We start from the raw sequence: 13,326 nt of genomic DNA on the forward strand, positions 1-13,326 counted from the left end.
AGTTGCACTCGCGTCACGTACGACGGTCTACCGGACCAGACCGTGCCACGAAGGCACATCCCGCAGATTGATCACGACTCGATACGCTCCCTAGTAGGATGCTCGGTCCGCGATTGAGGTCAGGACGTGCTGGCCTGGCGGGTCGGCTGGTGGGTGATCAGCGGGCCGAGTCGTAAGACCGTGTCAGCGGGGTCGATTACCGTGTCGGCCATGACTGACGCTCTGTGGGACGAGGCTCCATCGGCTGGCCCCGACGCGGTGCCCGGCGGCTTGACCGACCCGGGCTGGCTCGTCTGCGCGGACCCGGACTCGGTGCTCGCGCTGCTGGGAAGTGCGTCGGAGCCGGAGGAGCAGCGGGGGGCGACGGTGTACCGGGCCTCGCTCGACGTGCACCGGCATCTGACTGCCGCCGAACGTCGCTTCGTCCTCGCACTGGACGCGGCCAGGCTGGACGAGGAGGATCTCGCGGCGCAATTTGCGGCGGTGGCGGTTCCCGGTGCAGAGCCGCTCGGCTGGGAGCCGGCCTGGGTCAGAGGCTCGCAGGCGGATTCCCGCCTGGTGTGGACGCTGACCGGTCACCAGGGCCAGGTGACCGCTGTCGCCACCGCCGTGGTCGCCGGTCGCGCGGTGGCCGTGACTGGCAGCCGGGACGGCACCGTTCGGATCTGGGATCTTGCCACCGGACGGGAGGCCTGCCCACCCCTGCACTGCCGCACGGATGTCCGGACGGCGCTGACCGTCGAGGTCGACCGGATCGCCACGGCCACCTTGGACGGTTGCGAGGTCGCGCTGCTGCTCTCGGAGTTCGTCGGCGAGCAGCGGCTCCTCCTCCTCGACCTTGCGACCGGGTCCCTGACAGGTGAGTGCGTCCGTGTTGCGGCCGCGACGGAGTTGGCCGGCCGGAGCGTGGTGCTGACGCTGGAGGACGACCGGACCCTGCGGCTGTGGAACATCGCCACCGGCGAGGAGCTGGGCTCGTCCGTGCCGGCGCAGGTGCTGGCCGGTTCGCACGGCTACCCGGCCGCGGTGCGCGTCGAACTCGGTGGCGCGGTGCGGACTTGGGACCTTTCCGGGAACGAGCTCGACGCGGCGCCGGTGGACGCGGACGAGCAGGCGTACGACCCGCAGGCCGTCGCGGTGGTGGTCGACGGTCGGCTGGTCGCCTGTGCCTTCGACGCTCTCGACATCGACCATCTCCACGACGGCGACACCGCGGTGGCTCTCCTCGGTGACCTGGCGGCCGCTTGCGGGCAACGATCCGGTGCGCCGGTTCGCGTCTCCCAGTTTGTGGTGGTGGCCGGGCGGCTGGTCACCCTGTTCCGGGAGTACGGCGGGGCGCTGCGGGTGTGGGACCGGGTGGCCGGTTCCCGGCCCGGCGCGCAGGGGTGGGTGGTGACGACCGACGAGCTGCGCGGACAACCACTCCGGCTGCCTGCCGAAGTCCCGGGCCAGGACTACTGGTTCTGGCAACTCGGCGACCCGGCCCCGGCCTTGGCAGCGGATGCCGGACGCTCTGCCGCGAGTGTCCTGGGCACCTTCGTCGTCGCCGGACGCGCGCTCCAGCTGACCACCGATGCCGACCACGTGGTGCGGGTGTGGGACACCGCCACCGGGGCGGAAGTCGGTGAGCGGCCGATCCCCTGCCACGAGGACCCGGTCCGGGCCGGCGCCTTGGCCGAGGTGAACGGGCAGCTCCGGGCGGTTACGGCCGCTCTCGACCGGAGCGTGCGGCTCTGGGAGGTGGCCGGCGGGCGGCAGGTCAACGGCCCGCTCAAAGGGCACACCGGGCAGGTGTGGGACGTCGCGCCGGCGATCGTGGACGGGCAACCGGTGGCCGTCACCGCCAGTGCGGACCACACCGTGCGCATCTGGGATCTCGGGGAGCGCCGGGTACGGCGCCGCACCGAGATCCGCGGTCACAAGGACGTGGTGCTGGCGGCCGCCATGACCACCATTCAGAGCCAACCGGCCCTCGTCACCGCCAGTGCGGACAAGACACTGCGCACCTGGGACCTGGCCACCGGCATACCGTACGGCGGGGGCATAGCCGCCGAGGTCAGCCTGTTGGCGACGGCGGAGCTGGACGGACGCACCGTCGCGGTGGCCGCGGCCCCGGACGCCACGCTCCGCAGGTGGGACCTCGGTACCGGCGAGGAGCTCGACCAGGCCGTTGCCGGACCCGTCGGCCGGGTCCTGGCCCTGGCCACCGCCCGGGTCGACGGGCGAGCCGTCGCGTTGACCGGCAGCTCGGACGGCACCGCGCAGCTGTGGGACCTGGCGACCGGTCAGCACCTCGGCCGGCCCCTCACCGGCCACACCCGTCGGCTCACCGCACTCGCCACCGCCACCGTGGACGGGCGCGCGCTGGCCGTGACCGGCAGCTGGGACAAGACGGTGCGGCTGTGAGACCTGGCCACCGGCCAGCAGCTCGGTGAACCCCTGACCGGCCACGCCGACTGGGTCACCTCCGTGACCACCACCACACTGAACGGGCAGCCCATCGCGGTCACCGCGGGCCGGGACGGCACGATCCGCACCTGGAGTCTGCCTGACGGCCGGCAGTACGCCGAGCCACTGCCCTGCCCCGCCGGGCCCATACGCGGGCTGGCGACGGCCGTACTCGGCACCAGCACCCACCTGATCACCACCAGCGGCACCGAGACGGTATCGGTGCGCGACCTGGCCACGGGCGTCGAACTCGTGCCACCCCTGCGCTGCCCCGTGCCCGTCCAGGCGGCCCTCGCCGCACCGGACGGCGGGCTGGTGGTCTGCTTTGGCCCGGAGATCGCCATGCTATCCGCCGTTGACGGTCAGGCATCGGGCCGGAGGGCAACAACGGGCTACAACTCGGCCCGCGATGCTGATCGACCAGGACCGTGACGTGACAACGGCCGCACCGGTTCTTCTTTCAGCGTCGCGCAGCGTATCGATACTCGTTGATGAGGCCGCCGAGGACCCTGGTGCGGAGCATGCTTCGGTCGTCGAGGTCGTGCACGATTGCGGGCTGCTCGGTCGCGCTGGGCGGTAGCTGTTGCCGGGATCGGTGCGGCCGGTGTCCGTTGTAGTGGTCCTGGTAGTCAGTCAGGACCTTCCTGGCATGGTCCTCGCCCAGGATCAGGACGTGGTCGAGGGCCTCGCGGCGGATGGTGCCGATCAGGCGTTCGCAATGCGCGTTCATGCGCGGTGCCCGGGGCGCGGGCTGCTCGACGGCCAGGGACAGGGCTTCCATCAGGGCGGCGCTGTCGACGCGGGCTTCCCGCCGCGAAGCGTTCCAGCACCGCGGTGCGGCCTGCGTTGCACGGATCGCGGAGCATCTTGCCCGCCCAGCGGACCCAGAGATGCTGTCCGTCCTGGTCGTCCTCCAGGACGGGGAACGGCATCCGGGGCGCCCCGACACCGCGCAGGTGCAGACCACCAGCTCACGCAACAAGGCAGCCGCCTCCTCCGGATCGTGCCGCCACCGCGAGGCGACCTCGTCGCCGACGCTCACCAGGTCCATCGCGGCGAACTGCTCCACCCTCGGCAGCGGCACACCGTGTGCTCACCCGGCGGGCCTGCCTGCTCCGCGATCTACTGGGGCCTTTGCCACGACGCACCGGCGGCGTACGTCCGCCGGGCCTCCTTCCGCTCCCACGCCACGGCGGCCGGCCACCGGGCATCGTCCTCGGCACGGGCCCGGTCCAGCAGGGTGGCGGCAGCGAGGCTGACCTGGATGCACGGCAAGAGGCTCACGTCCACGGCCTCCTGGCCGGGCGGGGCCGCGGCAACCGGCTCGTACACCGCGCCCGCCGCTTCGGCACAGGCACCGATCAGCGTGGTCAGGGCGGCGATCAGCCGCGCGTGGCGGCGTCGGCGGGCGGGCAGGTCCCCGAGCGACCTGAGCAGCAGGATGGCGAGTTGATGGGGCATGCTCCGGCTGAGCCGGTCGAGCACGAGCCGTATGGCGGGGTTGCGTGCCTCAGCCTGCCCGCCCGCAGCGCTCGGTGTCGATTTCGGCGAGGGTGGCCTCGTTGTAACGGGCCCCATGCACAGTCGCGGCGTTCAGGACCCGCCCTGCCGCGTCGAGGACCTCGCCGGGTACCTCGACATTGACCGTGGAGAGATTCTCCCGCAGGTGAGTCACCGACCGGGTCCCGGGGATGGCGACGACATGGGGACCACGGGAGACGACCCAGGCCAGGGCCAGCTGCGCGAGCGTGAGGCCGGCATCCTCAGCGATCTGCTCCAACTCGCGCTGCAGCGCCAGATTGGCGGGGTAGTGGCGGTCGTCGAAGCGAGGCATGCCCCGCCGGATGTCGCCGGTGGGAAGCCCGCCGAGGTCCGGAGGCGCCGACGTGAGGAAGCCGCGGGCCAACGGGCTGAACGCCACCAATGCGACGCCCAGCTCGCGGGCCGCCGCGAGGGTGCCCTGCTCGGGGTTGCGCGACCAGAGGCTGTACTCGTTCTGCAGCGCGGCGATCGGATGCACTGCGTGGGCCCGGCGCAGCGTCTGGGAGGACGCCTCCGACAGGCCGAGCGCGTGCACCTTGCCGGCCTTGACGAGCTCGGCCATCGCCCCGACGCTCTCCTCGACCGGGACCGCCCGGTCGAGGCGGTGCAGGTAGTAGAGGTCGATGACGTCGGTGCGCAGCCGGGCCAGCGCCTCGTCAGCGGTACGCCGGATGCTCTCCGGCCGGCCGTCGATGACGCGCCGACCGTCGACGCCCGTCATGCCGCACTTGCTGGCCAGCACGATCCGGTCCCGGTGGCCGGCGAGCACTCGGCCGACCAGTTCCTCGTTGGCTCCGAAGCCGTAGAGCGCGGCCGTGTCGAAGTGCGTGACGCCTTCCTCCAGTGCCGTCAGGAGCAGGCGCTCGGCCGCCTCAGGCGTCGGCGGGACGCCGTAGGCATGGCTGAGGTTCATGCAGCCCAGGCCGATCGCCGGGACCTCGAAAGGCCCGATCCGGCGCGGCGTACGGCCCGGGACTGCCGCCGGTGCCGTGCTCACGAGCCCGAGGCGGCGATGAGCTGCTCCTCCAGGGCCGCCAGCGTCTGGTAGCAGGGCATTACCTGGGCGATCGAGGAGTTCGGTTCGCGGCCCTCGCGGATGGCGGCCACGAACTCACGGTCCTGCAGCTCGATGCCGTCCATCGAGATGTCGACCCCGCTGACGTCGATCGGCTCGTCCTTGCCGGTGAACAGGTCGTCGTAGCGGGCAATGTACGTGCCGGTGTCACCGATGTAACGGAAGAAGGTGCCGAGCGGCCCGTCGTTGTTGAAGGAGAGCGACAGCGTGCAGATCGCGCCGCTCTCCGCGCGCAGCTGGATCGACATGTCCATCGCGATGCCCAGCTCGGGGTGGATCGGGCCCTGGATCGCGTTGGCCTGCACGATCGGCGAGCCGGTCTGGTACGCGAACAGGTCGACGGTGTGCGCCGCGTGGTGCCACAGCAGGTGGTCCGTCCACGAGCGCGGCTGACCGAGCGCGTTGAGGTTCGTACGGCGGAAGAAGTACGTCTGCACGTCCATCTGCTGGATGCCGTACTCCCCGGCCTGGATCCGCTGCCGCACCCACTGGTGGCTGGGGTTGAAGCGCCGCGTGTGCCCCACCATGGCGACCAGTCCGGTGTGCTGCTGTGTCGCCAGGCACGCCTCGGCGTCGGCAAGGGAGGACGCCAGGGGAATCTCGACCTGGACGTGCTTGCCAGCTTCGAGGCAGGCCAGCGTCTGCGCGGCGTGCATCGGGGTGGGGGTGGCGAGGATGACGGCGTCGATGTCGTCCATCGCCAGTACCTCGCCCAGGGTCGCGACACCGCGGCCGACGCCCTGTTCTGCGGCGAATTTCTGTGCGCTTTCGAGGGTGCTGCTCACGACGGCGGCCACCTCGACGCCCTTGATCCGCTTGAGCGCGGCCGCGTGCTTGGCGCCGAAGGCGCCTCCGCCGGCCAGGGCGATCCGGAGGGTTCGGTCGTCAGTCATGTCACTTCACTCCTTCGGCGGGCTTCTGGGCCCGGGGGTGGTTTTCCAGGATCAGGTGGCCGACGGCGGTGTTGGACGCCGGCACATGGTAGAAGCGGTGCTTGACCTCGATCTGTCCAGCCCCGTCCAGGTCGCTCATCGCCCCGCGGGCGATCAGCCACATGACCAGCTCGATGCCCTCCGAGCCCGCCTCCTCGACGTACTCCAGGTGCGGCACCCGCGACAGGCCGACCGGGTCCTCGACCAGCCGGTCCAGGAAGGCGTTGTCCCACTCCCGGTTGATCAGTCCGGCGCGCGGGCCCTGCAACTGGTGACTCATGCCACCGGTGCCCCACACCTGCACCTTCAGCGGCTTTTCGTACGACTCGATCGCCTTGCGCAGCGCCTGCCCGAGCTTGAAGCACCTGGCGCCCGAGGGCACGGGGTACTGCACCACGTTCACGTGGAACGGGATCACCTTGCACGGCCACTTCTCGGTGTCCCCGAACATCAGCGACAGCGGGACGGTCAGACCGTGGTCGACAGCCATCTCGTTGGCGAGGGTGAGGTCGAAGTCGTCTCTGATGAGCGAGTGCGCGATGTGCGCGGCCAGGTCGGGGTCGCCCTCGATGCCCGGGACCGGACGGGGCCCGTAGCCCTCGTCGGCGGTGGGGTAGGCCGCGCCGGTGCCGAGGACGAAGGTCGGGATCAGGGAGAGGTCGAAGGAGGTGGCGTGGTCGTTGTAGACCAGGAAGATCACGTCGGGGAGGTTCTCCCGCTCCCACCGCTTGGAGAACTCGTACCCCTCGAAGACCGGCTGCCAGTAGGGCTCTTCGGTCTTGCCGTGGTCCAGCGCCGCGCCGATCGCGGGCACGTGCGAGGTGAAGACGGCGCCGGTGATCGTGGCGTGCTCGGCGGGCGCCGCCGGATCGGCGTACGCCGCCTCCAGGACGGCGTGGTCGATCCGGTTGCCCTCGACGGAGCGGCCACCGCCAACCATCATGGCGCGGTACTCCTTCTCGGTCATGCCGGTCATCGAGCCCGCCATCTGCTGGAACGAAAGCCCCAGCGTCGCACCCCACTTGGCGAGGAAGTAGATGTTGCCGCCTTCGCGCATCGCGGCGTTGAGGTCGCGGTCGAGCAGCGCCTGCTTCTGTTCCTCCCGCAGCGGCCACGCATCCAGGTAGGCGCGCTCGTTGGCGAGGTAGCGTTCGCGGTTCTCCGCCGTCATCAGCGACATGCAGAACTGGTTGAGGTGGTACCCCTTGGCGGACTGCTCGGCGTCGAAGACGGTCGTCCCCGGGACCAGTCGGTAGGTCTTGTCCAGCGTCATGCTGGGGCTCCAATCGCGGGAGGGATCAGTCGGCGTCGGGCCAGTACAGGTGCATCGGGTTGTCGACGAGGAGCTTGCGCTGCAGCTCCTGCGTCGGCACGATGTGCGGGACGAAGTCGACGAGCAGGCCGTCGTCGGGCATGTGGTCGGTGAGGTTGGGGTGCGGCCAGTCGGTGCCCCACAGGACCCGGTCGGGGAACTCCTCGACCACGCGCCGGGCGAAGGGCACAACGTCGCGGTATGCCTCCCGCTCCCCGTCGATGGCCGGTGGGCCGCTGACCGAAAGACGCTCCGGACACGTCACCTTGCACCAGATGTCCGGCCTCGCCCGCATGAAGTCGAGGAACGCCTCGAAGTCCGGGCCGTGCGGGTCCTTGGCGGTGTCCGGCCGGCCCATGTGGTCGATGACCAGCGGCACCGGGATGGAGAGGAGGAAGTCGCGCAGCTCGGCGAGGTCGGCCGCCTCGAAGTAGACGACGACGTGCCAGCCGTACGGTGCGATCCGCTCGACGACGTCCCACAGATCCTGCCGGGGCGCCGCGTCGACGAGCCGCTTGACGAAGTTGAACCGCACACCGCGGACACCCGCCTCATGCAGCTCGCGCAACTCCGCGTCCGAGATCCCGGGCCGCACCGTCGCCACGCCCCGGGCCAGGCCTCCGGAGGCGCGCAGGGCGTCGACCATGGCGCTGTTGTCGGCACCGTGACAGGTCGCCTGCACCACGACGTTGCGGGCGAAGCCGAGGTGGTCGCGCAGCGCGAACAGCTGGTCCTTGGACGCGTTGCACGGGGTGTACTTGCGCTCGTGGGCGTACGGGAACTCGGCGCCCGGGCCGAAGACATGGCAGTGCGCGTCGACGGCGCCCTCGGGCACCTGGAACCGTGGCCGACTCGGACCGGCGTACCAGTCCAGCCAGCCGGGGGTCTTCTCGAAGCTCGTGGTCATCCTCAGTCCTCGTAGCGCAGTCCGAGCTCGGCCAGCGGGCCGCGCATGCCGTACATGTCCAGGCCGAGCCTGCCCGCGCGGAACTGCGCGCGCTTCCCCTCCTCGTTGGCCTCGCGCGCGGCCGAGGCCGCGGCGACCTCGGCGGCCCGCTCGCGCGGTACCACGACGACACCATCGGCGTCGGCCACGACCACGTCGCCGGGCCGGACCAGGGCGTTGGCGCAGACGACGGGCACGTTGACCGAGCCGAGGGTGGCCTTGACCGTGCCCTTGGCGTTGACGGCGCGGGAGAAGACAGGGAAGTCCATCCGCTCCAGGTCGGCCACGTCGCGCACGCCACCGTCGAGGACAAGGCCCTGGCAACCGCGGGCGCGGAACGAGGTGGCGAGCAGTTCACCGAAGAAGCCGTCCTCGCTCTCGCTCGTGCAGGCCGCGACGACGACGTCGCCGTTCTGGATCTGCTCGGCGGCGACGTGGAGCATCCAGTTGTCGGCGGGCTGGAGCAGGACGGTCACCGCCGTGCCGCACATACGGGCCGTCGGGTAGACGGGGCGCAGGTAGGGGCGCATCAGCCCCACCCGGCCCATGGCCTCGTGGATCGTCGCGACGCCGAACTTCGACAGCGCGGCGACGGCCTCGGGGTCGGCGCGGTCGATCGCGGTGTGGACGACACCGATCTCGGTGTGTTCCATGGGTGCTTCTCCTGGGGTCAGCGGCCGGCCGCGGCGGGGCGGGCGGTGGCGAGGCGGGCGGCAAGGCGGGGGTAGACGCGCAGGGCGTTGCCGGAGTAGACGGCGGCGCGCTCCTCGTCCGACAGGTGCGGGGTGGCGTCCACGTACCGCTTTGTGTCGTCGAAGTGGTGGCCGGTGCGCGGGTCGATGTCGCGGACCGCGCCGATCATCTCGCTGGCGAACAGCACGGATTGGCTGGGGATCACCCCGGTCAGCAGGTCGATGCCCGGCTGGTGGTAGACGCAGGTGTCGAAGAAGACGTTGTCCAGCAGCGTCTCCGGATCCGGCTTGCCCAGCGCCATCGCCAGGCCGCGGAACCGGCCCCAGTGGTACGGCACGGCGCCGCCGCCGTGCGGGATCACGAACCGCAGCGTCGGGAAGTCGGCGAACAGGTCGCCCTGGACCAGCTGCATGAACGCGGTGGTGTCGGCGTTCAGGTAGTGCGCGCCGGTGGTGTGGAAGGCCGGGCTGCACGAGGTGCTGACGTGGATCATCGCGGGGATGTCGTACGCGACCATCGCCTCGTAGACCGGGTACCAGCTGCGGTCGGTCAGCGGCGGCGCGGTCCACCTGCCGCCCGACGGGTCGGGGTTGAGGTTGATCGTGACCGCGCCGAGCTCCTCGACCGCCCGGCGCAGCTCGGGCAGGCAGGTGGCGGGGTCGACGCCCGGCGACTGCGGCAGCATCGCGCCCATCGCGAACCGGTCGGGGTAGAGGGTGCTGACCCGGTGGACAAGGTCGTTGCAGATCCGCGCCCACACTGAGGAGACGGCGGAGTCGCCGATGTGGTGGGCCATGAAGCTGGCCCGCGGCGAGAAGATCGTCAGATCGGTGCCGCGCTCGTCCATCAGCCGCAGCTGGTTGCCCTCGATCGCCGCTCGAAGGTCGTCGTCGTCGATGACCAGCTCGTTGGGGTCGGGGAGGGGGCCGCGGCCGTCGGCCGCGGCGATCTGCCGGTCGCGCCACTGGGCCAGCTGCGGCGGGGCGGTGGTGAAGTGACCGTGACTATCGATGATCATGGGAAGCCTCGTAATCGTCCGGGTCAGTGGTCGTGGTCGCGGGTGGGCCAGCCGGTGTACTGCTCGGCGAGGTAGGTGCGCCCGGCACGCGTGCCCACCACGTTGTCGAGCTCGCCGAGCTGACGCTGCAGGTCGAACGGTGTGCCACCGGGCGCGGTGTGCAGCAGCCGGGTCATCCAGTACGAGAAGTTCTGCGCCCGCCAGACCCGCTGCAGGGCGCGCGGCTGGTAGCCGTCAAGCGCGGTCTCGCCCTCGCTGCCGAGGGCCCGCAGCAGGACGTCGGCGAGCACCTTCACGTCGTGCAGCGCGAGGTTGAGCCCGCGGGCGCCTGTCGGCGGCACGGTGTGCGCGGCGTCGCCCGCGAGTGCCATCGAGCCCCAGCGCATCGGCTCCTGGACGAACGAGCGGAACCGCAGCACCGTCTTCTCGATGACAGGCCCCTCCTTGAGCCGGAAGCCGTCCTGGCCGGCCACCCGGGCCTGGAGCGTCTCCCAGACGCGGTCGTCGGGCCAGTCGTCGAGGGACTCGTCGGGGGCGCACTGGAAATACATCCGCTGCACGGTCTCGGTGCGCTGGCTGATCAGCGCGAACCCGTGCTCGGAGTGGGCGTAGATCAGCTCGGGCGCGCTCATCGGCGCCTCGGCCATGATGCCGAACCATGCGAAGGGGTACTCCTTGCCGTAGCGCACCCGTCGGTCCTCGGGCACCAGGTCGCGGCACATGCTGCGCGAACCGTCGGCTCCGACCACGTACCTCGCCCGGATCTCGTGGCGGGTGCCGTCGGGCGCGGTGTAGCGGACCCGGGGAGCGTCGGTCGTGATGTCGAGGACCTCGGTGTCCTGGATGCCGAAGTGGACCGTGCCGCCGTCGCGGTCCCGGGCGTTGGCCAGGTCGATGAAAACGTCGGTCTGGGGGTAGAGCCACACCGACTCGCCGACCAGCTCCTTGAAGTGGATGCGGTGCGGCCGGCCGCCGAACCGGAGCTCGGTGCCTTCGTGTTCGTGGCCCTCGCGCAGAATCCGGTCGGAGACGCCGGTCTCGACCAGGTCCCGGGCCGCGCAGGCCTCGAGGATGCCGGCCCTCTGCGTCGTCTCGATCTCACGCCGGGTGCGGGTGTCAACCACGATCGTATCGACTCCGGCGCGCCCAAGCAGGTGCGCCAGCATCAGGCCTGCTGGGCCGGCACCGATGACAGCGACTGGAACCGAGGCAACGGAGTCGACGGCGGCGTTGGTCATGGCACTCCTGAGCAACTGTGAACGTTCCGAACACCTCGAACGTTGGCACCCAGGGCTGCAACCAGTCGCCGGTGTTTCCGTCAGGCGGAAGCCTGATCGGATCTCAGGCAGTCGTGCGGGTACGCCGGCCGAGCTCGTCGGAGATTCCGTGCGCGGCCCTCAACAGCGGCTCCCGTAGCCTGCGTGCACGGCTCGCGCCGCGCGCTGTGATCACGATCCCCAAGGCGGCGCTGACAGGCCCGGCCCGGCCGATCCGTACAGGCGTGGCAACCGCGACCGTGCTCTCCGAGAGCTGCCGGTCGCTGACGAAGACCTGTTCGCGGCGGATACGGTCCAGCTGCGTGCGCAGCGCCTTCGGGTCGGTGACGGTGTGCGGGGTCCAGGCCCGCAGTGGCGAATCGAGGACCTCCTCCTGGATCTCCTGCGGTGCGTGTGCCAGCAGCACCCGGCCCATCCCGGTGGAGGCGATCGGGAAACGGGTCCCGACCATTGTCAGCAGTTCCACCGACCGGTGACCGGCGATCCGCTCGATGAACACGAGCTCTGTGCCCTCGCGCACCGCGAGCTGGATGTTCTCGTGGGTCACCTCATAGAGGTCCTGCATGAAAGGCAGTGCCACATCACGCAGAATCTGGGTGCGCGGGCATCCCGAGGCGATCTCCCAGAGCCTCAGCCCGACATGCCACGACCCGCCCTCGCCGCGTTCCAGCACACCCCAGCCCGCCAGCTCCGCGACCACCCTGTGCGTGGTGCTCAGGGCCAGACCCGTACGCTGAGCGACCTCCGACAGAGTCTGCGACGGGTGCTCACGATCGAAGGCCGAGAGGACTTTGAGGACTTTTCCTGCCGCCGAGATATGGGTTGTGCTCACGCGGCCAGTCTCGCAGACCGGCGTTGAGCAGCCCGACTGCGGGCCGTACCATCTGCCGCACACCAAGGAGGCTTTGTGAACCGAGAGATCTCTGGGCTGTCCTCGATGGCGACGCGGCCGATACTGGCCGAGCTTTCCGAGCACATCCGACTCGCCCACGGGATTCCGGTGCGATTCGAGGCCGCCGGCGGGGTCGAGACCGCACGGCGAGTGCGAGAGGGCGCTGAGGCCGACCTGCTTGTGCTCGCAGATGGAGCGTTGGCTGCGCTGGAGAAGGAAGGGCACCTCCTGGCGGGCACGGTACGCCCGCTGTGGATCTCCCAGGTCGTCACCGCCGTGCCGGAAGGAACGCCGGTTCCAGCACTCGGCTCGGAATCCGACCTGCGGGCCGCTCTCCTGTCCGCGAAGAAGATCGCCTACTCCACAGGCCCGAGCGGGACGGCACTCATCGATCTGATCAGCAGGCTGGATCTCACCGACACGCTTCGGGACCGACTTGTCCAGGCAGCGCCAGGTGTGCCTGCCGGCAGCTTGTTGTCGTCCGGACAGGCCGACCTGGCCTTTCAGCAGCACAGCGAGCTGATGGACCTGCCGGGCGTCGTTGTCGTCGGACCGCTGCCGGGCGACACCGCGATCAGCTCGCTCTTCAGCGGGGGCGTACTTGCCTCCTCCACTCAGCCGACCCGTGCCCGCGAAGTCCTCGATCTCCTTGGGTCCGATACAGCATCAAAGACCGCCCGCGCCCGGGGCATGCGGGCGCGGGGGGAGTGACCTGAGCCACAGAGCCGCCGACACTACGAGCGACGGCCTTCGACAAGTTCGTCTGCAGTCTTGGCCCAGCTCCTGAGGAGTGCTCGCGAAGCTCCCTCTCGCCACTACGCCTCTTTGGGATCCCGAACGGGCGAAGACCCGGGTACACCTGCGCAGGTTGCTGCGACGTGTGGTGAGGGTGCGCAGGTCCCGGCGCCTCGCCCCGGCAGGAGGCCGAGGCACGGTGCACGGCCAGGCCGGTGATGCAGACCATCGGCTGGTCGTGGCTGAGCAGCAGGGCGGCACCACCGCCCTTGAGGTCAACGGCCCACAGCACGTCCTCGCCGAGGGCGAGGACGTCGCCGATCAGCTCCAGCAGGGCCGATTCGTCGTTTGACCCGGCGGGGTATGCGGGCCGTGGAGATCGAGGACGTGCTGTTTCCCGGTATCGAAGTGCGTGTCACGGCGGTGCACATCACAGCGGAGGGAGTCACCGTTGAG

Annotated in this window: 13 protein-coding genes and 1 pseudogene; 3 read left to right on the forward strand and 11 right to left on the reverse strand. The window is 70.4% G+C overall.

Annotated elements, in window-relative coordinates:
* Positions 1–210: 210 nt before the first annotated feature.
* Both ABZY11_RS19190 and ABZY11_RS19195 read left to right on the forward strand, forming a co-directional pair.
* The gene (locus ABZY11_RS19190) at positions 211–2,406 is read left to right on the forward strand and encodes a WD40 repeat domain-containing protein (RefSeq protein WP_356480261.1); all 2,196 of its coding nucleotides are present in this window, start codon (positions 211–213) and stop codon (positions 2,404–2,406) included.
* Between the two features lie 63 nt (positions 2,407–2,469).
* Complete coding sequence (locus ABZY11_RS19195) at positions 2,470–2,880, forward strand: WD40 repeat domain-containing protein (protein ID WP_356480262.1); 411 nt, start codon at positions 2,470–2,472, stop codon at positions 2,878–2,880.
* A gap of 28 nt (positions 2,881–2,908) precedes the next feature.
* Here ABZY11_RS19195 and ABZY11_RS19200 read toward each other — a convergent pair whose 3' ends face one another.
* The 10 genes from ABZY11_RS19200 to ABZY11_RS19245 all read right to left on the reverse strand — a co-directional run bounded on the left by ABZY11_RS19200 (position 2,909) and on the right by ABZY11_RS19245 (position 12,075).
* Positions 2,909–3,532 (reverse strand): integrase core domain-containing protein, encoded by a 624-nt coding sequence (locus ABZY11_RS19200; protein ID WP_356480263.1) that lies wholly within the window; start codon positions 3,530–3,532, stop codon positions 2,909–2,911.
* A 38-nt stretch (positions 3,533–3,570) separates the two neighbouring features.
* Entirely contained in the window at positions 3,571–3,909 is a 339-nt protein-coding gene (locus ABZY11_RS19205; protein WP_356480264.1) for a hypothetical protein, read from the reverse strand.
* Between the two features lie 49 nt (positions 3,910–3,958).
* Positions 3,959–4,987, reverse strand: a complete 1,029-nt coding sequence (locus ABZY11_RS19210) for an aldo/keto reductase (protein WP_356480265.1) — start codon at positions 4,985–4,987, stop codon at positions 3,959–3,961.
* Positions 4,984–5,958 carry a Gfo/Idh/MocA family oxidoreductase gene (locus ABZY11_RS19215; RefSeq protein WP_356480266.1) on the reverse strand — a complete coding sequence of 325 codons (975 nt, stop codon included), beginning with the start codon at positions 5,956–5,958 and terminating at the stop codon, positions 4,984–4,986. Before ABZY11_RS19215 ends, ABZY11_RS19210 begins: the two co-directional genes overlap by 4 nt.
* A gap of 1 nt (position 5,959) precedes the next feature.
* Positions 5,960–7,270, reverse strand: a complete 1,311-nt coding sequence (gene ligA, locus ABZY11_RS19220; protein ID WP_356480267.1) for a protocatechuate 4,5-dioxygenase subunit alpha — start codon at positions 7,268–7,270, stop codon at positions 5,960–5,962.
* Between the two features lie 25 nt (positions 7,271–7,295).
* Positions 7,296–8,216, reverse strand: coding sequence for an amidohydrolase family protein (locus tag ABZY11_RS19225; protein ID WP_356480268.1), 921 nt, complete (start codon positions 8,214–8,216; stop codon positions 7,296–7,298).
* A gap of 2 nt (positions 8,217–8,218) precedes the next feature.
* Positions 8,219–8,908 (reverse strand): 4-carboxy-4-hydroxy-2-oxoadipate aldolase/oxaloacetate decarboxylase, encoded by a 690-nt coding sequence (ligK, locus tag ABZY11_RS19230; RefSeq protein ID WP_356480269.1) that lies wholly within the window; start codon positions 8,906–8,908, stop codon positions 8,219–8,221.
* Between the two features lie 17 nt (positions 8,909–8,925).
* The gene (locus tag ABZY11_RS19235; RefSeq protein ID WP_356480270.1) at positions 8,926–9,966 is read right to left on the reverse strand and encodes an amidohydrolase family protein; all 1,041 of its coding nucleotides are present in this window, start codon (positions 9,964–9,966) and stop codon (positions 8,926–8,928) included.
* Positions 9,967–9,989: 23 nt separating this feature from the next.
* The gene (locus tag ABZY11_RS19240; RefSeq protein WP_356480271.1) at positions 9,990–11,204 is read right to left on the reverse strand and encodes a 4-hydroxybenzoate 3-monooxygenase; all 1,215 of its coding nucleotides are present in this window, start codon (positions 11,202–11,204) and stop codon (positions 9,990–9,992) included.
* Between the two features lie 103 nt (positions 11,205–11,307).
* Complete coding sequence (locus tag ABZY11_RS19245; RefSeq protein ID WP_356480272.1) at positions 11,308–12,075, reverse strand: IclR family transcriptional regulator; 768 nt, start codon at positions 12,073–12,075, stop codon at positions 11,308–11,310.
* A gap of 75 nt (positions 12,076–12,150) precedes the next feature.
* Here ABZY11_RS19245 and ABZY11_RS19250 point away from each other — a divergent pair, with 75 nt between their 5' ends.
* The gene (locus ABZY11_RS19250; protein WP_356480273.1) at positions 12,151–12,846 is read left to right on the forward strand and encodes a substrate-binding domain-containing protein; all 696 of its coding nucleotides are present in this window, start codon (positions 12,151–12,153) and stop codon (positions 12,844–12,846) included.
* 196 nt (positions 12,847–13,042) lie between these two features.
* On the opposite strand, the pseudogene ABZY11_RS19255 reads toward ABZY11_RS19250, so the two are convergent.
* Positions 13,043–13,219: pseudogene (locus ABZY11_RS19255) on the reverse strand (IS110 family transposase); the annotation flags it as partial.
* Positions 13,220–13,326 lie beyond the last annotated feature (107 nt).

This window comes from Streptomyces sp. NPDC006510, assembly GCF_040611955.1.
GTDB lineage: Bacteria > Actinomycetota > Actinomycetes > Streptomycetales > Streptomycetaceae > Streptomyces.